The organism is Leifsonia sp. TF02-11 (assembly GCF_017565305.1).
Lineage (GTDB): Bacteria > Actinomycetota > Actinomycetes > Actinomycetales > Microbacteriaceae > Leifsonia.
Map to the genome: position 1 here is coordinate 96,637 of NZ_JAGEKP010000015.1, position 20,911 is coordinate 117,547.

17 protein-coding genes, 1 tRNA gene and 1 pseudogene are annotated in these 20,911 nt (G+C 63.1%); 8 read left to right on the forward strand and 11 right to left on the reverse strand.

All coding sequences use genetic code 11. The features are described 5' to 3' along the window. Window positions 1-61 precede the first annotated feature (61 nt). Window positions 62-152, forward strand: a tRNA-Ser gene (locus JNB50_RS18440). A gap of 46 nt (window positions 153-198) precedes the next feature. Here JNB50_RS18440 and JNB50_RS18445 read toward each other — a convergent pair. From JNB50_RS18445 to JNB50_RS18450, 4 genes and pseudogenes are all read right to left on the reverse strand, one after another. Further along, window positions 199-807, reverse strand: a complete 609-nt coding sequence (locus JNB50_RS18445) for a tyrosine-type recombinase/integrase (protein WP_179608822.1) — start codon at window positions 805-807, stop codon at window positions 199-201. A 105-nt stretch (window positions 808-912) separates the two neighbouring features. Further along, a pseudogene (locus JNB50_RS25915) lies at window positions 913-1,323 on the reverse strand (site-specific integrase); the annotation flags it as partial. Beyond that, window positions 1,323-1,550, reverse strand: a complete 228-nt coding sequence (locus tag JNB50_RS25920; RefSeq protein WP_374222272.1) for a helix-turn-helix transcriptional regulator — start codon at window positions 1,548-1,550, stop codon at window positions 1,323-1,325. The pseudogene JNB50_RS25915 and the gene JNB50_RS25920, both read right to left, overlap by 1 nt. 54 nt (window positions 1,551-1,604) lie before the next feature. Next, window positions 1,605-1,961: a hypothetical protein gene (locus JNB50_RS18450; protein WP_208041629.1), complete on the reverse strand. Its 357-nt coding sequence runs from the start codon at window positions 1,959-1,961 to the stop codon at window positions 1,605-1,607. Window positions 1,962-2,169: 208 nt separating this feature from the next. Here JNB50_RS18450 and JNB50_RS18455 point away from each other — a divergent pair, with 208 nt between their 5' ends. Beyond that, window positions 2,170-2,949, forward strand: coding sequence for a helix-turn-helix domain-containing protein (locus JNB50_RS18455; protein WP_179608820.1), 780 nt, complete (start codon window positions 2,170-2,172; stop codon window positions 2,947-2,949). Between the two features lie 4 nt (window positions 2,950-2,953). After that, complete coding sequence (locus tag JNB50_RS18460; protein ID WP_179608819.1) at window positions 2,954-3,424, forward strand: NUDIX hydrolase; 471 nt, start codon at window positions 2,954-2,956, stop codon at window positions 3,422-3,424. Here the strand turns inward: JNB50_RS18460 and JNB50_RS18465 are convergent. Then, entirely contained in the window at window positions 3,412-3,987 is a 576-nt protein-coding gene (locus tag JNB50_RS18465) for an HD domain-containing protein (RefSeq protein WP_179608817.1), read from the reverse strand. The genes JNB50_RS18460 and JNB50_RS18465 overlap by 13 nt on opposite strands. Window positions 3,988-4,675: 688 nt before the next feature. Here JNB50_RS18465 and JNB50_RS18470 point away from each other — a divergent pair. After that, window positions 4,676-5,826 (forward strand): IS3 family transposase gene (locus JNB50_RS18470; RefSeq protein WP_208041702.1). Its coding sequence is split into 2 segments (ribosomal slippage): window positions 4,676-4,946 and window positions 4,946-5,826, totalling 1,152 coding nucleotides; the frame shifts between segments, so codons are not numbered across the junction. A gap of 105 nt (window positions 5,827-5,931) precedes the next feature. On the opposite strand, the gene JNB50_RS18475 is transcribed toward JNB50_RS18470, so the two are convergent. The 3 genes from JNB50_RS18475 to JNB50_RS25840 all read right to left on the reverse strand — a co-directional run bounded on the left by JNB50_RS18475 (window position 5,932) and on the right by JNB50_RS25840 (window position 9,838). Next, a complete protein-coding gene (locus tag JNB50_RS18475) occupies window positions 5,932-6,573 on the reverse strand; it encodes a hypothetical protein (protein WP_179608793.1) in 642 nt (213 codons plus the stop codon). Continuing rightward, a complete protein-coding gene (locus JNB50_RS18480) occupies window positions 6,570-9,113 on the reverse strand; it encodes a hypothetical protein (protein WP_208041630.1) in 2,544 nt (847 codons plus the stop codon). The genes JNB50_RS18475 and JNB50_RS18480 overlap by 4 nt, the downstream gene beginning before the upstream one ends. A gap of 278 nt (window positions 9,114-9,391) precedes the next feature. Next, on the reverse strand, window positions 9,392-9,838 hold the full coding sequence (locus tag JNB50_RS25840) for a toll/interleukin-1 receptor domain-containing protein (RefSeq protein WP_208041631.1): 447 nt from the start codon (window positions 9,836-9,838) through the stop codon (window positions 9,392-9,394). A gap of 741 nt (window positions 9,839-10,579) precedes the next feature. Here JNB50_RS25840 and JNB50_RS18490 point away from each other — a divergent pair. After that, complete coding sequence (locus JNB50_RS18490) at window positions 10,580-10,903, forward strand: hypothetical protein (RefSeq protein ID WP_179608789.1); 324 nt, start codon at window positions 10,580-10,582, stop codon at window positions 10,901-10,903. Window positions 10,904-10,919: 16 nt separating this feature from the next. Here JNB50_RS18490 and JNB50_RS18495 read toward each other — a convergent pair whose 3' ends face one another. Further along, a complete protein-coding gene (locus JNB50_RS18495) occupies window positions 10,920-13,601 on the reverse strand; it encodes an AAA family ATPase (RefSeq protein ID WP_307794792.1) in 2,682 nt (893 codons plus the stop codon). Between the two features lie 339 nt (window positions 13,602-13,940). Here JNB50_RS18495 and JNB50_RS18500 point away from each other — a divergent pair, with 339 nt between their 5' ends. Together JNB50_RS18500 and JNB50_RS18505 are read left to right on the forward strand one after the other, a co-directional pair. Further along, the gene (locus tag JNB50_RS18500) at window positions 13,941-14,600 is read left to right on the forward strand and encodes a hypothetical protein (RefSeq protein WP_179608787.1); all 660 of its coding nucleotides are present in this window, start codon (window positions 13,941-13,943) and stop codon (window positions 14,598-14,600) included. Window positions 14,601-14,707: 107 nt separating this feature from the next. Further along, window positions 14,708-14,932: a hypothetical protein gene (locus tag JNB50_RS18505; protein ID WP_179603901.1), complete on the forward strand. Its 225-nt coding sequence runs from the start codon at window positions 14,708-14,710 to the stop codon at window positions 14,930-14,932. Between the two features lie 37 nt (window positions 14,933-14,969). Here JNB50_RS18505 and JNB50_RS18510 read toward each other — a convergent pair whose 3' ends face one another. Together JNB50_RS18510 and JNB50_RS18515 are read right to left on the reverse strand one after the other, a co-directional pair. Next, entirely contained in the window at window positions 14,970-15,107 is a 138-nt protein-coding gene (locus JNB50_RS18510) for a hypothetical protein (RefSeq protein ID WP_179608786.1), read from the reverse strand. A 178-nt stretch (window positions 15,108-15,285) separates the two neighbouring features. Continuing rightward, window positions 15,286-18,069, reverse strand: a complete 2,784-nt coding sequence (locus JNB50_RS18515; protein ID WP_179608784.1) for a glycoside hydrolase family 15 protein — start codon at window positions 18,067-18,069, stop codon at window positions 15,286-15,288. Window positions 18,070-18,291: 222 nt separating this feature from the next. On the opposite strand from JNB50_RS18515, the gene JNB50_RS18520 reads away from it, so the two are divergent. After that, complete coding sequence (locus JNB50_RS18520) at window positions 18,292-20,901, forward strand: glycoside hydrolase family 66 protein (RefSeq protein WP_208041632.1); 2,610 nt, start codon at window positions 18,292-18,294, stop codon at window positions 20,899-20,901. The last annotated feature ends 10 nt before the right edge of the window (window positions 20,902-20,911 follow it).

Below are 20,911 nucleotides of genomic sequence, written 5' to 3' on the forward strand. Positions count from 1 at the left end.
GTCCGGCCGGGCACGCAACGTCCGTTATGATGGCTGTCGTGCGTCCGCCCGCGGGCGCTCAGGAGACGTCGCATAGTCAGGCCTAGTGCACCACCCTGCTAAGGTGGAGTGCCCTTTACAGGGCACCGTGGGTTCAAATCCCACCGTCTCCGCAACAAAAGTGCTGATGAGCGGCAGTTTCTAAGGCTTTGTAGCGCACTAGTCGAGGCCTTTCAAACTTTCAGGAACCGTGCCCCAGGACAGCGCTGGGACAGCAGGTGTGTCCAGAAGGGCGAGGGCTGCCCGGTTGGCATCAATGCCGAGGACATGAGCGTAGGTGGACAGCAGCACTGTCGGGTTCTTATGCCCTGACCACTCGGCGGCAGTCTTGACGTCTACGCCGCGAAGCAGCCAATACGAAATTGCGAAGTGCCGTAGCGCGTGGATCGTGAGCCCGCGGCACGTTGTCTCATTCCACTGCACCTGACGGCGGAACAAGTTTCCTCTCAACTGCTTCCCCGTTTTCGAACGAAACAGGTGTGCTTCGGGGGGAACGCCTTCAACTCGAGGGGCCACGATCTCCAAGGCCCGCGGACGCAGGGGAATCGTTCGGGACCGTACCTCGCCGGAGTTGCTCTTCAGCGTCTTTTCGGCGTAGCCATCTGATTGTGCGCGCCATACATGCAACGCCGGCATCGGAATCTGCGCCACGTCTTCAACGCGTAACGCCCTCAGTTCTGACCACCGCAGGCCGCTGAGCCCGAGAAACTCAGTAACCTCGGCCATCGCAGGGTTAACTACCCGCTGCGCCTCGATGGTTCTGGACATCTCTTCGGGCGTCCATGTATCCGCTTTGGGTCGCGAAGGGAGGCCGACAACCACAGGCATGCGAGCACCCCGGACGGGGTTTGCTGGTGCGAAGTGTTCTGAGACGGCGTACTCGAATAGAGCGGAGAGGGTGACTCTCATCCGAGTAACGGTCGAACGCGCGAATCCGTCGGCCAGCAGACCTGCTAGCAGGTCGTGTACGTCGGATGCGGTGATCGTGGATACCGGTCGACGCAGCCACGTCGAAGGCACGTGGCGAAGGTTGTCCGAGTCGGTACGCCACGTGTGCGGAGAAACGCGCGTCTGCCGAGCGTTGAGAAACCGAGTTATCAGCCCGGCGACAGGCAGCAGTGACAAGGAAGGGGAGGGAATCCCTCCCAGCGAGAGAACGCGGTACTGTTCCTTCTCCCAGGCTTGGGCGTCCGCCTTTCGCTCGAAAGATCGAGTTCCCACCACTACGTGGTCCAGAAAGACGCGCACGCGATATTTGCCTGAAGGGCGCTTATCGATCGCCATCACGGCATCACCACATGGGAACCCGTCAGCTCCTCGACGTCAGCTAGGCGGTACCGACGTATCCGTGGCGTGAGGTTCACCGGGCTCAGCGGACAAGTTCCTTGATCGACCAGGCGCGCGAGCGTGGTCCGGTCAATTCGGAGTATCGCTGCCGTCTCTGCTTCTGTCAGAAGTAATGGCGCAACGGTATTTGCGTTGCCCCGAACCGGACCTCTTCCTTTGTTCATGTCCCCTCCATCTGCTCCTACTTTGACCTGTGCGCTCACGTCGTTGGCGACCTGTCACTGAACGTGACTCGAGTCCTGGAGCTCCGGGGTTGCCATCGCTTCCAACTCGCAACACGCGGCCTCCAGGCACAGTGCGATCTGTTGCGCTTGCTCTGCGGCCCTTCGCACCAGGGCGGCAACGAGTCGTTCGCGAACGGATATGGGGGAGGTCTCGTCTTCACCGAGCGATCGCTCGAATCCTCTCGCCAATCGGCTCAGCACCTCACCGAAGTTGTAGCCGCCGGCAGCCTCGAGATTCGTAAGGATGTCGCATAGCTCGTGTCCCGGGATAGGCCTCCCGGTAACTGTCACACTCAAGTGATGCATCCCGTCGAACAGCTCGATGCCGATCTCTCTCGTGCTGCGCATCATCACTCCCGGTTACCGGAGCTGAACGCGGGGAATTGCGCTTGGTGGATGCTGCTCAGACGCATGTCTTAATTCCTCTGTCTCGTTGCAGGTGACAGCGCCGGTCGGCGGGCACAACAATGAGTGCACACGGCCGAATCTGACAGTGGAAGGCCAGACGAGTGTCAGAATGTGTCAGAGGTTGCAGGCAAGATCTGGTTTGGGGAGCCTCATGACCGTGATTCAAAGAGCGGCTGGCGTCGGAACTGGACGCCTCTTGGCCGAGCAGATGGATAAGCAGCGGATAAGCATCCGCGATCTCGCTTCTCGCGCGGGATGCGACGAGCGCACCGTTCAACGCGCGATCAGGGGCGAGACCACGCCCAAGACTCGGATTGCCGAAGAGATGGCAGCGGCCCTTGGCGTCACGGCTGAGGATCTATGGCCGCGTTTCGGCATTCGACACGCCATTCACGACGCGACCATCGAAGTCCGATTGTTCCCGTCGCGGGCCCATGTCCCAATCGATCTGTGGCGCGAGATGTTCGAGGCTGCCACCGAGCGCATCGACATCTGCGTCTACGGCGGCACCTTCCTTTGGGACGCGCTTCACGGGTTCACCCGCATCATCAAAGACGCGGCCGCGCGCGGCACAAAGATTCGTTTTGCAGTAGGCGCACCGGATTCAGAGGGTGTCCTGCGGCGCGGTGCGGAGGAGAGGATCGGCGACGCACTTGCTGCGCGTTGCAGAATGACCCTTGTCCACCTTGAGCCGCTGGGTAGCGTCGAAGGCGTTGAAATTCGCACGCATGGCACGCCGCTCTACACCTCGATGTTCTTCATCGACGACATGCTCTACGCCAACCACCACATCTTCGGCTCCCCAGCCGGAGAGAACCCCGTGATCGAGCTACCCAGAGAAGCTGAGCCCGAACTGTGGGACACCTACGCAGTCGCGTTCGACGCCGTATGGAGCAGCGCAAGACTGGCCGAGTTCCCAATCGAAAGCTGAGGCAGTGGCGCGAATCGACTACTACAACGACCCTGAGGCGCCGAAGGCGAACAGCGTCGTCCCATCAACCACGGCAGTCGTACTTGACGACCGAGGACGCATTGCCCTCGTGCATCGAAAAGACAACGGGCTCTGGGCATTGCCCGGCGGCGGCATGGAACTCGGCGAAAGCATCGAGGACTGCGCTGTGCGCGAAGTCAAGGAAGAGACTGGCCTCGACGTGGAACTCACCGGCCTCGTCGGTATCTACACAAACCCCCATCACGTCATGAAATACGACGACGGAGAAGTCCGGCAGCAATTCTCGATCTGCTACACGACAAAGCTGATCGGTGGCGAGCTTGCCTTCGATTCCGAGTCGACGGAAATCTCGTGGGTCGAACCCCTGGAGATCGCCGGTCTGCCGATGCACCCTTCGATGAGGCTACGGATCAACCACTACCTCGAACGACGTGATGCGCCCTACCTCGGCTGAGCAGCCCGAGCGGGCGCCAATCTAAGCTGCTCCTCGATTCGAGCAACCGTGGCGAGCAGCTCGTCAGACGATCGCGAGACCGCTGAATGCACCGGATCATCGCGCGAATAGCGAGAAAGGATTTCCGATACGCGCCTCTCGGCGTCGATTGGTGCCCCATCGGGCGCCGTGGTCATGTCCGCGTATGTCACCACGTCAAGGACGACACTGGGTGGACGATCGAACTCCGCCAGCTCGTCGGTAAGCCCGCGCTCGATTGCTTCGGCACTGGCTCCGGAATGGTGCGCGATGAGCGAGACAACCAGATCGGGCATACCAGCAGACTTGGCGAACCTCGCACCATCCACAGGATGAAAACCCGTCATTGCGATGCTCGGTGCGTAGCCAACATCATGCAGCCAAGCCGCGGCAACGACCGCGTCGGCGTCTCGTGCGAGAAGCCTTGGGGCAATATCGGACGCGGTTCTCGCAACGCCAAGGACGTGCGCCCAACGCTGGGGCATGGCAACGGCCAAACGCTCGCTCGCGAGTGTTCGCGCTCGGTCGACCAGGTCCTTGTTCATCGATATATAGCGTAGGCGCACCGCATGGACGGGTGACCTGCAGTCACCCTAGCCACGTAGCTGAAACCCTCGCAGGACATGACCTGCGCCGGATGCGACCCTTCGATTACTCGAGTGGCGAGGCTGAAGTTCTACCATTGAACTACACTCGCGCGGCCCGGAATCCCAGATAAACACTGGGAAGTAAGGCTGCGGCCCAGACTACCCGCTCAATGGTTTTTGGCCAAACTCACCGTTTACTCACCGCTTTGGTTGCAGCGGGTCACGCGTCCGCCGATTGAGGACTCTTGAGCTTGAGACCATACGCCTTGCAGGTGCGGAAGTCTCGCGTCCAGCGACGCAGATCGACGTGGACCTCGCGGCGCAACTCGCCAGTATCGTCGGCATGCGCGAACGGCTCTCCGCGCCCGCTCCGGCGCGGAAAGCGCCGCTGACCTCCTGGCCACCGAGCGGAGTGGAGTAGCTCACCGACCGGCTCGACGGGCTTGGCGCCCGCAAGCGGATCCCCAAACGTACGCCACAGGCCCCGGGCTGCCCCGCACTCCATTCCTTTTGGACCGCCGGGCAGAGAGAAGAAGGGACGCGCCCGGGTGGGCGCGTCCCTCTGGGCTGACCCCGTTTCGTAGGTCCAGTCGTTATGAGAGTCGTCCTGTTGTCCGCGGTCGCGGGCAGGGAGACTGGTCAGATCATGACGAACAGCAGGAAGCGTCACACCCCGGAGCAGGTCGTCCGTAAGCTCGGGCAGGCCGACAGGATGCTCGCCGACGGTCAGGACGTCGCGGCGGTGTGCCGGGAGCTCGTGGTGTCCGAGCAGACGTACTACCGGTGGCGGAACCAGTACGGCGGCCTCAAGGCCGACGACGCAAAGCGCCTGAAGGAGCTGGAGAAGCAGAATGCGACCCTGAAGCGTCTGCTCGCGGAAGCGGAGCTGGAGAAGGCCGCGCTCAAGGAACTGGCTGAGGGAAACTTCTAAGCCTGGACAGGCGCCGCGCCGCCGTCGATCACCTCAAGCGCAAGCTGCGGGTGAGCGAACGGATGGCGTGCCGTCTGGTCGGGCTGAGGCGCTCCGCGTATCGGCGACCGCTCAAGGGCGACACGGTCGCGGACCCGGATCGGGCGTTCAGGGAGTGGCTGCGCGCCTGGGCGAAGGACCATCCCCGCTACGGGTACCGGCGGGCGTATCACGACGCCCGCGCCGAGGGGTGGGTGGTGAACCACAAGAAGATCCAACGCCTGTGGCGTGACGAAGGGCTCCGGGTCCCGCAGCGGCGTCGACGCAAGCGCGTCGGGTCCTCGACCGTCGACGCGCCGACGGCGGACGCGCCGAACGTGGTGTGGGCGGTGGACTTTCAGTTCGACGCCGACGAGCACGGCCGACCGATCAAGATCTGCTCGATCGTCGACGAACACACCCGGGAGTGCATCGGCGGCCTCGTGGAGCGCTCGATTACCGCCGACCGACTCACCGCCCACCTCGAGGACCTCGTCGCCGCCCGGGGCGCCCCGGCGGTGCTCAGGTCGGACAACGGGCCGGAGTTCATCAGCGAGGCGATGGCCGACTGGGCCGGCACCCGCACCGGCCTGTCCTACATCCCTCCGGGCTCGCCGTGGCGCAACGGGTACGTCGAGTCGTTCAACAGCCGGATCCGCGACGAGTGCCTCAACATCAACAGCTTCTACTCGCTGCTGCACGCGCAGGTCATCATCGGCGACTGGAAGGACGAGTACAACCACCACCGCCGGCACTCCTCGCTCGGCTACCTACCCCCAGCCGAGTACGCTCGACAGTGCACCCATCAAATGGAAACCGACGACTCACAGAACGTCCGGACCGAATGAAGGGGGCGGCTCACCTCCTTGATTGCCGTCCGGTGGTCTGCCCTCGTCGACCGGTTGGGGCGACACCTCGCAACAGGAGGTCCCGTGACCTTTCGGGCGTCGGACTTAGCGGATGTCGGCGCGTAGTTGCGACGGGTCGAGGAGCTCGGGATGGTGGCCCCACTCTCGTGTGGCTTCGCTGTACCGGCCGTACGCCCCATTACGTATGCCGATAATCCTCCAGATCACCCAGGTGCAAAGTGAGCGGGCGTGCCACTTGCCCGAGCCGTCGTCATCTTCGAAATTCGGTTGACGTAGGTGCAGAGGGCCTGTGGCGTCCGGTCCGCAGTAGATGGCTGGGTCGTAGTTGTCGCCTCCCAGTCGGAGCCATCCGGGTCCGGCATGGGCCCAGTAAGCTTCGGGGTCCTCGCCGGCGTCGACTTCTGTGGCGACTATCGTCCGGTTCGCGTCGATGGCCTCATCAAGCCTCACCAGGAGGATGTTGGGTACGGCCTGTCTGCCCTGAGCACTACCGTTATGCCAGCCGTACCAGACGAGGGCTTCCTCCGGCGTCCCGAATCCGGCACTCTCGAGTAGGTGTTTGGCCTGGTCGCTCGGGATCCCGGGTGCGAGTTCTTCGCTGACATTGACGCCGGCTCGAACGAGCTCGGTCTCGAGTACGTTTAGCAACTGGCGCAGCAGTTCTGGCGACGGCGATTCAATGGTTGCCACGCCGTCGGCGAATATGATCTCCGGAAGTTCGATCATGGTGTGCCACACAACCAGGTGGTTGTCAACGCTCGCGTGGGGACGACCAGGAACTTCCGCTTCACGTCGTTCCGAGGCGAGCTCTTGAAGTTGTCGCACTTGTAGAACTGTGCCAGCTTGCTTCCCTGACGAACGTTGTCGCCCTTCGGTGCGAGCCGAAGATCTGGTGGGTTCATAGCCGGGTACCCCTCTTCAGTACTGTAGAACGGGTACTCGTCGCACTGCTCGGTGGAGGTGTCCTGTCCAGCACAGGCGCCTTGATTCGCCCAGGAGCGTCTGCCGCTATCCGGTTTCTCTGTACCGTTGGCGTAGGTTAGCCAGGCCAAGGTAGGGGTCAAAGCGATCACGTCTTTGTCATGCTGGGTCGTCACCGGGGTATCTTGCCCGCCGAAAAACACCGCGCCATTATCACAGGCGTCGTCTGGGATGTTACTCCCGGAGGCTTGCGCGAGCGTGAGCTCCTGTTCGCAGAGTTCTGCATTGGAAACGTCGATATCCGATGGGCTTGGAGCAGGCATTGGCGCTGGTACGTCAGGTGCGGGGGTGGGCCATTGGGGGGTCGGTGCTCCCGAGGTGGCGCGGTTTTGAGCCGCTTTGGCAGCTTGATTGGATTCCCAAACGGGGTCTTGCCGGCTGGGAGCGCTCCTGGGGGTGACGCCCACCGGCCCACTCTGGGTAGAGCAGCTGACGTATCGGAAGTCGACCCATGAGCAGCCGGATGGGAGCGGGGCGTCGTAGTCGATCGTTGCCCATTCTGGGTGCGCGTCGGTGACTGCGGCTGCCGTTGCGATGCCTGCTGCGGCGAGCATTTTCGTGATCTGTTGAGGTGTAAGCGTCGCCAGGTAGGACTTAAGGAATTGGGCGATCGTCTTTCCTCCGCCAGTCGCGACATTGCACGCAGCCTCTTGATCGTTGAGAGACGTGGAATTTGTGTGAGTGCCGATGGGGAAGAGTGTCAGACATGCCTCAGCCGGCGCCATTCCTGCGACTGCGACAAGTGCCAGTGAGACTGCGGAATCTAGATCGTGGCCACCTCCGACATTCTCGCTCGTACCGTATACAGAGGACGCGTACGCGACCGGATCCGAGTTGAGCCGAATCTGCAACCGGAACGCGTCGATCGTGCCGATCGTTGTGGAGCCTTTGAAGTTGACCGATACCGGATAGGTCTGCGGTCGTCCCTGGTTGGAGGTCGGGATCGTTTGCGACGACAGGTTTGTCCATGTCGTCGGGCTGGTGCGCGCCTGCAGGATTAGATTGCAGTTGTAGGTATTGCACGGTCCGTCGGGAAGCGCGTAGTAGGAGGCAGTAGCGCTCAGTTCCCATTTCAGCTGCCCTGTGGCGGAGTCGCGGCTGATCGAGCTGATCTGAAGGGTTGTCATGGTTGTGGGCATCGCATCCTCGACAGGGGTCCACGCGGATGTGGCCACGCTGGTGCCGTTCACATTGGTTCGAGCCCGAACTGCGCTGATCGACCTCGTTGTCGTCTGACCCGTGAGGTGGGCTTGCACGGGGTACTGCAGGGGGCTTCCGCCGTTGCCGGTCAGTGCGAGACCGCTCGATCCGAGTTGGACGACGCCAGCGCTGGTCTGTGCCTCGATGATCAGACTGCAGCCATACGGCGAGCAGCCGTTTGTGGCGCCGATCGCGTAGTAAGACGTTGACGCGTCGACGTCGTACTGCAGCTGCCCGGTTGTCGGGTCGCGGGTGATCGAGTTCACTGAGATCGATGCGGTTGGTGCGGGGACCGAGTCAGTGACCGGAACCCAGTCGGACGTCGCGACGACCGATCCGTTGATGTTGACTACCGCGTGCAGTGCGGTCACCGGGGTGGTGATCATCTTGCTGCCGGTGAGGTGGGCTTGCACGGGGTACTGCAGGGGGCTTCCGCCGTTGCCGGTCAGTGCGAGACCGCTCGATCCGAGTTGGACGACGCCAGCGCTGGTCTGTGCCTCGATGATCAGACTGCAGCCATACGGCGAGCAGCTGGAGGCGGTGAGGGCGTAGTACGACGTCGACGCATCGACCTCCCAGCGCAGCTGCCCGGTAGCGGGGTCCCGGCTCACGGAGTTGACGCCGAGTAGCGCTGATGCCGCCGGCAACGAATCCGTGACGGGGATCTGATCACTGACGAGAGCCATGGGGTCATTTCCGCTGCTGGCTACCACGACGAGAGCGGTGACAGCCCGCACCTTCGTCGCACCGGCAAACTGCAGAATGCGAACTGCGGAAGTCTGCGGCGCGGCGCCAGTGGTCTGAGGCGATGGGGTGATGCCTTGGCTGGTCAATGCAGCCCGGCTGCCATCAGAAAAGACCGCGTAGAGGGTCGCACCACAGCCACCCTGGGTTCCGTAGGGGCAGTAGCCTGTGCTCGAGACGTTGACTGCTGCTGTTGCGTCCCATGTGAAGTAGCCCGTGCTGGTAGCGCGACTCGTCGAGTTGACGCTCAGGCTTATGTCACCGCTGGCTGAGGCTGGAGAAGCTCCAATCCCGAGAGCTAGCAGCAGAACCCCGGCAATCGACAGCCAACGAACTCTCATGATCCCCCATACCAACCTTGACACTTCCAGTGCCACTTGCGGCATCTGAGAAACACCACAGCCAACAAGCTAAGGGCGACGAGCGCGGGGTAAATAGACCCCGAACTGGGTACGGACGCTCTCACTGTTTTGTTGGACTCGCATGAGTCCTGCGTCGACCGTGGGACCTGCCGTTCAGCTACCCGGAGGACGAGCGGTTTGCGAAGCACGTGCAATCTCCAGACCGATGGTGTCTGCCATGTCAACCACGGAACGGGACAATTGCAGAAGGCTGCTAGTCAGCGGCTCATGCTGAGTTCTTCGGCCTCTTCTTCCGTCACAGCTCCGACGAGCTCGGCAATCTTCACAACTATGTCTTCCAGGGGCTCTTCAGCCGTACTGAATCCACCACGCGATGCGAGCGTCGGGGTGACCTGGTCAAGCTCCTCGAACGTCACCCCATGCATGACAGGAACCAAGAGACTCCTGCGCAGCAAGGCGCTGAGCTCGTTACTCGCGATGCTTCGGTCTGTACGCAGCTTGTCGAGCATGGCGGGCGTCACCAGCACGAGTCCCATGCGCGAGTTCACCAGTCCACGGTCGATGGCTACCCGCATGTCCGTGCCAGGTCGCAGGCTCACCTCGCTGAACCACACCGACACGTCTTCTCCGAGGAGCAACTTGTAGACCTCATTCGCGGCCGCCTGACGGTCGGGCCAAGCGTGACAGAGGAACACGTCATTCACCTGAGTCCGCACGACGGTCGCGGCCCTGACAGGCTCTAGGTTGCGCACCTGCTGTTGCGTGTACGAGACCGTCGACCCGCTGGGCTGCCACGCCGGGCGGCCGTCACCGCTTCCCGAGCCCCCGCTGCCCGATAATCCCCCGCTCCTACGCACGGGTGCGGTCGTGGTGGGGTAGGGCGGGTAGGACCGAGGCGGCGAGTAGTAAGAACGCCCATAGCCGGACGAGCACGCAGGGCAGTTCGCGCGACCGCTTGCCGTGCGATGGCCTTCTCTTGGAGCTGTGCATTGAGCCATGTGCCGATGATAGTGACGACCCACGACACCGGGCGCCGCTCCGCCCGTAAGCCGGTCAATCAACGGGACTCTCGCGCCGTCCCGATCCCAACTCGACGGATCGCGCATTTCGTTATGCAGGCGATTCCCGTAATAGCCGCCCGCAAACATGCCCGGTGATCGCGCGTCAAACGCAACAGCGTTCGCTCATGCTCATCGGTTATGCCCACGTCTCCACAAACGCGCAACATCTCACTGCGCAACGCAACGCTCTCAGGGCGGCCTCGGAGACGACAACATGCCATCGTTTTGTGCTCAGCACGTGCGTCGAAGCGCCCCTATGGGGCAACGGACACTTGAGTCGAGGCCGGGGGTGTCAGGCACACTGGAGGGGTGGAGCGCGAACCACCCCGACCGAGGCCGTTTGGAGTGTCGGGGGAAGAAGCAGTTGAGTTGTGTAGAGAGTGGATGATCTATCTCGGCGCAGCTGACTCGGTCGTGGCCGCTGGGGCCGCACGAAACTCCTGCGATCTCTATAGCTCTCGCTACCTGGGCTGGGTTGATAACGGCCGTGGAAACCTCGACGTCGACGCCGTGGAGAAGGCTGCGGCGCTGGCAGATGCAGACGGACGTCAGCCGCTTATCTTCTTGCGCGGCGGTGTACGCCCTGTTGCCCAAGAGCGGGCCGACGTTCTTGGGGTGGCACTCCTTAACTATCGGGAACGGGACCGTGCCCTCGACGGTAGAAGCCGTATCGGGCGGGAGATCATCGCGAATGGATTGGCCAAGTAACGGCCGGGCCGCCGGCTCATCGAGACAATGTGGGCGACGATGCGTCGACGCTCGCCGTTGGTGTTGCGGCGCCGTTTCTCGCGGCACGGGCCAATTCTTCCCGAGCGGCGATTCGAGACTTCTCGATGGTTTCTTCCCGTAGCTGTCGCTGCATCGTGGCGGCCAGTTCCTCTTTTGCGGCCTCGATCGTCGAGGCGATGACGAGGGCATCGTTTCGCGACCGTCCGCGAGTAAGCCCGACGTAGAGGCCGGCGGCATCGACGCCGGGACCAACGATGGCGCGATCGGTGGTTTCGCCTTGGACGCCGTAGACGGTGCTGGCGTAGCCGAGGTGAAGGTTGGCGCTTGCGTAATCGCGAGTGATCCGTCGTAGCGAGCTTGAGTCGGAAGTGCACGCCAGTGTGAGGTGCTCGTCCGTGATGCTCCTAATGATCCAGTTCTGACGGTTCTCTACTCCGGATGCGTTGTCGTTCCTTCGGGTCTGAACCACATCGCCAACGAACACCGGCTGCTCCGACTGGCCCACTGCGAAAGTTCGTGTGTCCAAAGCTCCAGACTCGATTCTTCGGGCCTGAATCGCTTCGTTGATCCGTTGGGCTTCTGCGTGCGTACCTGTGACTAGCGCGATCGTCTCAGCCTTGCGCGATGACTCGAGCCACGCGGCGACCATCGTTTGGTGTGCTTCAGCTTCGCTTGTGACGAGCATGAGATGCCCCGCATGTTCGATCTCTTCTGCGATCGCTCGAGACTCCGCCAGACCACGTGAGTCGCGTACGCGCGCGGACAGGTCAGCCCATTCGGGGTCACGGAAGCGGTGGATCTCGGTTAGTTCGATCTTCTCGAATGCTGACCGGCGGAAGAGGGCCATTGCGCCGGAGTGCCCGACGGGGAGGGCCTGGTAGTCGTCACCGACGACGGCGACGGTAGCGCCGGTGCGGTGGATGATGTCGATGAGGGCGTTGGTGGCTTCAAGGTCCAGCATGCCGGCTTCATCGACGACGATCCGGTCACCAGGGCGGATCCGGGTGCGCGGGCCCTGGTATTGCTGCCCGGTTGATGGGTCAGTGTCGCCTGGGTTGAGGCGTGTCCACTCGGTGTTGCCGGCGATGCCGGTGCTCCATCGCCAGCCGTAGTCGTGAAGGAGCTGGTGGAGGCTGGAGGCGGCCGCGTCGGTTTCGCGTCCGGCGACGGTGGAGGCTTTCTTGGTGGGGGCGACGATGATCATGTTTCGCCCGTGGCGTCGCAGGGTGGCGCCGGCGACCTTGAGCATGGTGGTTTTGCCGGTGCCGGCCGCTCCTGTGATGGCGACGACGGATGCGGTCCCGGCAATAGCGGATGCGCCATCGGTTTGATCGGTGTCCAGGACTCGCTCGGGGTCGAGCGCGTGAGCGATCGCCGTGATCTCCTCGACGGGGGCCGCGGCGCCGGGCGCGGACAGTGCTTCAATTCGGTTGGCAATCGTGGCCTTCAGCGCTGCCGTAGAGGTGGCCATTCTGGACTTGATGTGCGCGGGTACATCGGGTTCGTCGACCAGTGTGACGGTGTGTGCTCGTGCTGCGGCGATGACCTGCTCGGCTGCGGTCGCAAGTTCCGTCCGCTCGGCGATGACGCCGGTCGCAGCGAGGGCGCGGATTGCGCCGGCGCGGACGTCGATCATGCTGAACCGGCCACCGGTGCCGGTCGATCGGGCGTCAGCATCGACGATGGCTCTGGCGGCAAGGAGCTCGATGTCGAGATCCGCGATCGATGCTGAAGACGTGTCGATGGCCGCGCGCTCCAGGCGGAGTGCGGGGTCGGCGGTGGCAAGCTCGTCGCGGACAAGCTCGGCCCAGTCGTCTTCGTCCAGATCGCCGGGCTTGTTCGGTCGGCCCGCGGCCCAGGCCCATCGGTCAATCTGGTTCAAGACGTCATGGGACGGTTCCTGTCCGGGGTGCTGTTGCTTCCACCAAGCGGTGCGGGCGATCTTGTTGGCTTCAATCTGCGCGGACCGCTTCGACAACGGCCGTACCAGGTGCTGCAGTTGGGCGATCTCCCCATCCTCGTTGAGAGTGAACCCTTTCGCGGCGAGGGCGGTGATCCATGCGGGGTCGGTGCGGGCGGCGAGGTCGCCTTCAGCGTTGATGACGTTTTGGAACCGCAACGCCACCCGGGTGTCCACGTTGGACCATTTCCCGTCGATGCCTTGGACTTTCACGTTCAACCACAGGTGCCGGTGCTTGTGCGGGTCCAGCGACCGGGAGCGTTCATGCTTGAGCTCGACCACCTCGACCCGAGCAAGGTCTTCCCGGATGCAGCCGCCCTTCCCACGCCGCGCGTTGAGTTCCTCCTGCCAGAGGTGGATGATCCGGTCCCGCAGCCGGTCCTGGAGGTCCTCGTACGCCGCGTTCAACTCCGGGTCCAGCATCGCCGCGATGCTGAACGACTTCGGCGCGTTGATCGTCGCATCCAACACCAGATCCGCGTTCGGGGAGGACATCTCGAACCCGCGATGCTCTCCGGTAAGCGGGTCGCCGCCATCGACCCAGGTGCGCAACTGCTTCCGGGTGAGCAGATCATCGCGGATGGACCCGTTCTCCACGATGTACCGGGTCATCACCGCGCCCGCGTAATCCGCCGCCGCGAGCACCCCTTGCGCGGTCCTCGCGGTCAGGTGAGAGTCGCAGACACCGCCGAACGCGTAAGCGATCGCTTGCCTCACCCCCTGTGAGGCAACCCCTCGTTTCCACCGCGCTACGCCCCCGCGCATGCCGCCCAGGATACTCGCATTTCACAGAAAGTGCCTGCGTGCATCAGCTCTTTCCGCTTCCTTTCCCCCGCTTAGGTTCCCTCCCGTGCTACGCCTCGTCTCTGGGCTCGTGGCACTGCTCCAGATTTCCGTTAACGGCTCATTGGTCGTTCACTGCTTAGGTCCTTTTCTGCATGCGTAGGTCAAGTCGGGCGTCTCCCAACTCTCCGATCGGACCCGGCTTGCGAGCGACCGTGAAGAGCCTGACCTAAGTCCACCGCACTAACCGCGAATAGCACCATCGGAGCGTGGATGAAACATCCCGCCGGCTCGCACGTTTTCGCAACATTCGCCGAGCAAGCTGGATTGGACACGGCGTCGCTGGCCATTCTGAAGAACCTCTCGCTGGCTCGCATGCTCGAAGCGACGGGCTCGCCGGATGCAAATGGTGTCGCCCAGCAGCTGCTCGCCCAGCAGCTGCTGTCCCAGATAGCCGAGGCAAACACCGGCGCGGCCGACGCAGGCTGGGTCGAAACCATCACCCCAGCCGTGTCGCCCGTGAAGGCGGATCGGTTCTTCGCTGCCTTCTCGGAGCCGACCACGTATTTCGATCCGGGTCACGACGTCATCGACGCCGCGTTTCTGGAGTGGCGCGGTGAACTTTCGCGGTTCACGGCGAATTCGCTCACCGATGACCCGGCATCCAGATCGCAGTTGGTCCGTCAGGACAGAGCCGCGTCCTTCGATACTACTGCCGCTCAGACGGTCGCACTCCAGCTCGGCAGCGAACACCAGGCGCGTGCCGAAGGTCCGGCCACCTTCACCGGTATCGACGACGGGTTCGCTTACCTGCTGCTCGACGAATTCGAGCTGCGGGGTACCAGTTGTACCGCAGTCGGAATCCGCATGCGGGGGATTGGTAGTGGGTTCCGGACGCGCGGTTGCCGACGGGAGCTCGTCATGGCTCGGTGATCCGGATCTCCGCGGCAGAGCGCAGGCGACTGAGCGCGGCGTTCCCGCATCATAGACCCGCGATCTTGGTGGAAGCGAGCGCTGACGAAGGCATTCCGAGGTGAGGGATGGCATTGCTGCGGAACCATCTCCCCAACAGCTTCGCCATCGCCGCCATCACCATCCGCCGTACTATGACCGACACCTTCGCCGCCGGCATCGCAACCTGGTATATCGCGCGGAAATTCACCGCCCTCCCACGCATAGAACGTATTCCGGGCGATCCCGTGCTCGAGACAGAACGTCGTCACCGACCCTCGAGGCGCATCATCGGGCCACTGGGCGATCGCTAGACGGCCCCGAGGATCAAGGCTCAACACGACTCATGCCTCAAAGGTGGCGCCATCCCGCGATGGTCGTGATCTGGTTTTCGGTGAGGGGTTTGCGGACGTCGAGGAGGGCGCTCGCCATCGACCACAACAGATGGATCCACTGGCCGCCCCTGTGGCCGCGCGAGGTACTGGTCACGGAACCCCCCTAGTTCGTCCCGGGTGGTTATCCGACTTGAGACCACCGTAGGGCCAGGCTGTATCGTCACCTTCGAGGCGCAGCATCCACGACTTCCTTGAGGCGGACATCAACGCAGGCCGTTGAAACACGAGGTGGGCGAGGTGCAATGCACCTCGCCCACCTCGCTACCTACTCGCTACCGGACGTTGCCGTAGATCCAGGCGGTATTCGTCGGCGTCAGTCGGTAGCGCAGGCTGAGCTGGTCATCCTCCGACCACGCACCGGTCGTCGGATTCTGGCGGACGAGCGCGATCGTGATCGGCTGGACCGAACCGTCGGCGGCGGCTCCGCTGGTGAGCGCGCTGCGCGGGATGACGACCTCGATGCGTCCCGTTGTCGGATCCCATTGCGGTGCGATGACGGACGTGATCGAAGAGTCGGCCGTCCACGCTCCTCCGCTGACCGAGAAGTGGGCGTAGTTCGTCGAGTCCGACCACCGTCCCACCATGTACGCAGCTGGTCGGGGGAGAGTCGCGCCGTACATCGCGGTTGTGCTCGTCGCCGTGGAGCTGTTGCCCGAGTAGTCGCCGGCATAGACGTTGACGGCGAACTTCGGCGTCGTGTTGTAGCCGGGGAGCGTCCCCGACGCGTTGTCGATGCGGATGTAGATGTTGTTGGCATCGTTGGCGATGGCGACGTTCTTGATGTCTGTTTTCGCATCGCTGCTGGCCTCGTTCCCGACCTTCGAGACGAAGTACGGGATCGGGTTCCACTGGGGCCAGTCTCCTGTTGTCCCCGAGCTCACCGTGAGGCTGGCGTTGGAGCCGGCGTCACTGATGGGCGCGTAGGTCCGAGTGTCCGCCTGGTGGGTGTAGACGAGTGCCGCAAGCACGTACCAGGCGCCGGTGACCGGTTCCACCATCGTGGAGATGATCGGCTTCTGGCTCACATTGGAGACGGCCTCCCCGGGAGGCATGTAGCCCCCTGCGGTGCGCGTGACGTACCACGTGAGCCGGTTGAGAGCGTCGGTGGTGTTGCCCGTGTACGTGTCGTCGATCGCCGCGTACATCGACATCTGCGGCCAGGACGGTTCAGCGGCCAGCGCTTCGTTGCCCGCAGGGCTGTATGGCGACGTGTAGTAGAAGTTGTCTCCTTGGTACCGCGCCAGCCCGTAGGTGTCGTGGGTCAGGGTCGAGATGATCTTCGACAAGTGCGAGACGGCACGACTGCTGCTCGGGTCGACCACCCCCGAGACCATCAGCATGTCGGACGACGAGTCGATCGTAGTCCGGGCCGTGTTGTCGGCGTTCACCGCTCGGTTGTAGTAGCCGTCCGGCGAGTTCCACATGCCGGCGGGCGAGTTGAGCGAACTCGTCTGCAGTGCGGTGGCAATAGATCCTGCGGCATGGCTCCAGGTGTCCGCATCCGTGGTGTCGCTCTTGCTTTGCGCGACGGATTCGGCAGCCCACAAGCCACTGACGTAGAGGGCCTGGGTGAAGGCGTTGTACTCCTGCGTCTCCTCCCAGATGGACGCGTCCTTCGGGCCGAGCCCGTTGCTCGCGATGTTGTTCGATACGAAGTTCGCGGCCTTCTGGATTTCCGGCCAGACGGCGTCCCGGAATCCGGTGTCACCGGTCTGGATCCAGTGCCGATACGCGCCGATGAGGAAGATGCCGACGCTGTCGAGTTCCGGCTCGACGAAGCTCACGTGCTGACCGGTCCAATTGTCGTAGGTCGTCCCGAAGGAGCCGTCGGCGTATTGGACGCTCGCCAGCCATCGGAAGTATTTGTCGGCCTCCGCGTGATGTCCGGAGCTGTCCAGAGCGAGCGCGGTGACCGCGGAGTCCCGAACCCAGCTCTTGTAGCCGTAGGCGATCGGGTTCGTCGCGGCCGGCCATACGCCGAGAACCGGGCTCTGGGACTGCTTGATCGAGACCAGCGCCCGGTCGAATGCCGTCGAAAGTCCGGTATCCGTGAAGTTGCTAGTCGTACGGGATCCTGCTGCGAGCCAGTTGGAGTATGCCGTCGTGGTGTTGTTCAGCCAGTAGGTTCCGGTCTGTGCCCGCGCCGCGTCGGCAGCAGCGTTCGCGTTGCTGGCCGTGTCCGCGATCGCCAGGTAGAAGGAGGCGGTTGCGTCGCCCCCGGCGGGAACGTTGACCTTCTTGTTGATGGCCAGGTCGACGTTCATCGCGCTGACAGAGCTGTTGTTCGCCAGTGTGCCGTTGTTGTCGAAGGTGTACCAGGGAGCGACGGTCGCGCTCGTCAGGGTGGAGTTGGTGTCGTCGCCGACCTGGTGCCCGTCGGCGCCGTCGAGCGCGCCGAGAGCCACGTGGTACTGACCGCTGGCCGACATGTCCGCGTCGGCGGCGTTGCGTGTCGCATCCCAGGATGCCGCGACGCTCTGGCCGGAAGATCCGGTGTTGTTGAGGTGGACGGCGTCGAGGACGTTCAGGTTCACCGCGCTTGTGCCCGGGTTGTGAAGACGGTACTGGACGACGACGAAATGCTGGTTCGGGACGAACGCGTAGTCCCGGCCGATGGTGACGGTGGTGGCTGACCCATTGTAGGCGCCGTAGTCACTCCGGAGGACGCCGCCCGAGTCGAGGTAGCCGGTCGCGCTACCGAAATTGTGGACCTGGTCGTACTTGTTGCCGTTCGTCTCGTCGCGGAAGAACCCGGTGTAGTCGACGATCTGGTTGACCGCGGAGGCGGAGGTCGCGCCGGTGGGGGAGTAGTGGAGTTCGCCGAGTCGCGGGCCGTACTGCGTATTCGAGTCGGTCTGGGCCAGCTGCGGGGCCATCCAGATGCCCGTCGTGTCCGTCCAGTTGTTCATGTAGAGGCTGCGAGCGGTCTCGGTGGAGGGCTGCGTAGGTGACGTTGCTGAAGCGTGGGTCGGTGCCGCGACCACGCTGAGCGCGGTAGAGCCGAGCAGGGCGAGCACGACGACGGGCGCTAGTCGTGAGGTGAGTTTGTCTTTCATCGACGCCTCCTTGGTCGACTGGGGATGGGAACAGGGCGAGTCTTGACCCCGTCGGTTAGTTCTGTCAAGCAAATAAATGCCCCAATGCCCGATTGCTGGGGCGGGAGAAGCTCGAGGAGGCGGTCCAGACATATTTGATTGACAGAACTAACTGACGCCGTCATGATGTGAACTGCTCGACCCCCTTAGGAGCACAACGATGTCACGCCTTAGGAGCACGAAATGTCACACACCCACGCTGTCCGAGGACGGCGCCTTCGAAACGTCCTGACAGGCAGCCTCGTTGCAGCCGCCACCATTGCCTCCCTCCTCGTCGGGTCCGCCGCATACGCATCCGGGGGAACCCCCACTCTCACTAGCGCCTACGTCAACCAGGCCCGGTACGCGCCCGGCTCGTCCGTCACCGTGACAGCAGTCGTCGCCGAGACCAGTGGTGCCGGTTCCTGGTCTGGTCCTGTCGGCTTTACGGTGTCGCACCTCGGCAGCACCGTGGCCACCGGGACAGCGACAGCGAATGTGGTAGCCAATGGAACCCAATCGGTCACCTGGAACACCACGGCCCCGAGCACGGATTTCACCGGATACCTGGTCACAGTAACTGCGGGAGCATCCACCACCCAGACCGCGATCGACGTGTCCAGTGACTGGAAGCACTTCCCCCGATTCGCCGCCCTCACCACGTATCCGTCCGGCACCACCACGGCGCAAGCGCAAGCCGACGTCGATCAGCTGGTCCGCGAATATCACATCAACGCCTTCCAGTTCTACGACTGGATGTGGCGCCACGAGAACCCGATCCAACGCAACGCCAACGGCACCCTCGCGTCGACCTGGACCGCCTGGAACGGCGACGTCATCTCGCCGATGACCGTCCAGAATTACATCTCCGCCGTCCACAACGACGGCGCCGCGGCGATGCCGTACTCGATGTCGTATGCAGCCCTGCAGAACTACCAGAGTGTGTCGGGGGTGGACCCGAACTGGGCTCTGAAGTACGCGTCCACCGGCCAGCCGTGGGCCTTCGAGATGAAGCCCAACCAACCCAACACGAACCTCTACATGTTCAACCCCGCGAACACCAGCTGGCAGAACTACATCACCGCCAAGTACGTCGACGAGGCGAACACGATGGGGTTCGACGGAGTGCATCTCGACCAGCTTGGCAACTGGGGCGCGATGACCGACACCTCGAACAACCCCGTCGATCTCCCGTCGGGCCTCGCCTCACTCGTGGCCGCATCCCGAACCGCGCTCGGCACGGGCAAGGCGCTTGGGTTCAACGCTGTCGACGGATACGGCGGCGACAACGTCGCCAGTGGAAAGCAGACCGACTACCTGTACAGCGAGCTCTGGGACAACCATGAGACCTATTCGGCGATGAAGACCTACCTCGACACGCAGAAGCAGGAGTCGGCAGGCATTCCCTCGGTCATCGCGGCCTACCCGAACACGAAGGATGACGCCGGCCCCACGTACGAAGCCGAGAACGCGAGCCTGAGCAGCGGACTCACCGTCAACTCCGACCACGCCGGCTACACCGGCACCGGGTTCGTCGCCAACTACGGCAACACCGGCGACACGGTCACGTTCACGATCACCGCCCCCGAGACCCGCCGCTACAGCCTCGTCTTCCGGTACGCGAACGGCGCAGCGGGCGACGCCACACGCAGCGTCGCCGTCGACGGAACGACCCTGGGCAACGTCACCATGCCCACCGACAGCAACTGGAACAACTGGCACTACGACGCGGATATCGTCACGCCCACTCTCACAGCGGGCACGCATACGGTCACCATCTCCGTCGGCAGCGGCAACACCGGATTCGTGAACCTCGACAATCTCGTCCTCGGGACCCTCGACACCAACTCCGTCGAACTCGAAGACGCCGCCATCGCCGCCTCCGGTGCAACGAACATCGGGATGGCGCAAGGCGACTCGATGCTGTCTGCGCCTTACTTCCCCGACCACGACAAGCAGATGACCAACGCACTGCGCGCGTGGGAGAAGAACTACTACGACTTCATCACCGCATACGAGAACCTTCTCTACGGCCCGGATGTGCACTCCGTCGACTCCGGGTCGCAGCTCCTCTCGATCGCAGGCATAGCGACCTCCGGCGACGCTTCGGCGAACACTGTCTGGACCGACCTGAAGAAGACCTCCAGCGACGATGTCGTTCAGCTCGTCAACCTGCTCGGAAACGACAACACCTGGCGCGAAGCGGGTAAGGCCACGCCGCCTGCGCAGACGAACCTGGCGGTGAAGTACTACATCGGGCCGGATGAGACCCCGACGGCGGTGCATGTCGCCTCGCCGGACAGCAACAACGATGCCAGCACGAACCTGAGCTACACCATCGGCACCGATGGCAACGGCCGCTACATCAGCTTCACCGTGCCGAAGCTGAATGCCTGGGACATGATCTACATCGACCGCGGCTTCAACACGCCTAGCGGCAACCAATACGAGGCCGAGAACGCTGTGCTGACCAACGTCACCACCAACACCAACCACGCCGGCTACACCGGAAACGGATTCGTCGACAACTTCTATCAGACCAACAGCGGCGTGTCCTTCACCGTCAACGCAGCGACGAGTGGCAACTACCACCTCACGCTCCGGTACGGCAACGGTGGCTCCACGGCTACGCGAATCGTCGCCGTCGACGGCCAGCAGGTAGCCACGCCGACCTTCCCTGCGCAGGGCACCTGGGACTCCTGGACCACCCTGTCCGTACCGGTCACCCTCACACCGGGCCTCCATACGGTCGTCATCTGGTGCACCGGGGGAGTGGGAGCGATCAACCTCGACAACATCACGGTCGGACCCTGACTGCGAGTCC

Bases quoted from the DNA above. Each gene is read 5' to 3' on its own strand.
- JNB50_RS18445 (WP_179608822.1), bottom strand. From the start codon at position 807: ATGTCCAGAACCATCGAGGCGCAGCGGGTAGTTAACCCTGCGATGGCC.
- JNB50_RS25920 (WP_374222272.1), bottom strand. From the start codon at position 1,550: ATGAACAAAGGAAGAGGTCCGGTTCGGGGCAACGCAAATACCGTTGCG.
- JNB50_RS18450 (WP_208041629.1), bottom strand. From the start codon at position 1,961: ATGATGCGCAGCACGAGAGAGATCGGCATCGAGCTGTTCGACGGGATG.
- JNB50_RS18455 (WP_179608820.1), top strand. From the start codon at position 2,170: ATGACCGTGATTCAAAGAGCGGCTGGCGTCGGAACTGGACGCCTCTTG.
- JNB50_RS18465 (WP_179608817.1), bottom strand. From the start codon at position 3,987: ATGAACAAGGACCTGGTCGACCGAGCGCGAACACTCGCGAGCGAGCGT.
- JNB50_RS18475 (WP_179608793.1), bottom strand. From the start codon at position 6,573: ATGATCGAACTTCCGGAGATCATATTCGCCGACGGCGTGGCAACCATT.
- JNB50_RS18480 (WP_208041630.1), bottom strand. From the start codon at position 9,113: ATGAGAGTTCGTTGGCTGTCGATTGCCGGGGTTCTGCTGCTAGCTCTC.
- JNB50_RS18490 (WP_179608789.1), top strand. From the start codon at position 10,580: ATGATCTATCTCGGCGCAGCTGACTCGGTCGTGGCCGCTGGGGCCGCA.
- JNB50_RS18500 (WP_179608787.1), top strand. From the start codon at position 13,941: ATGAAACATCCCGCCGGCTCGCACGTTTTCGCAACATTCGCCGAGCAA.
- JNB50_RS18505 (WP_179603901.1), top strand. From the start codon at position 14,708: ATGGCATTGCTGCGGAACCATCTCCCCAACAGCTTCGCCATCGCCGCC.
- JNB50_RS18515 (WP_179608784.1), bottom strand. From the start codon at position 18,069: ATGAAAGACAAACTCACCTCACGACTAGCGCCCGTCGTCGTGCTCGCC.
- JNB50_RS18520 (WP_208041632.1), top strand. From the start codon at position 18,292: ATGTCACACACCCACGCTGTCCGAGGACGGCGCCTTCGAAACGTCCTG.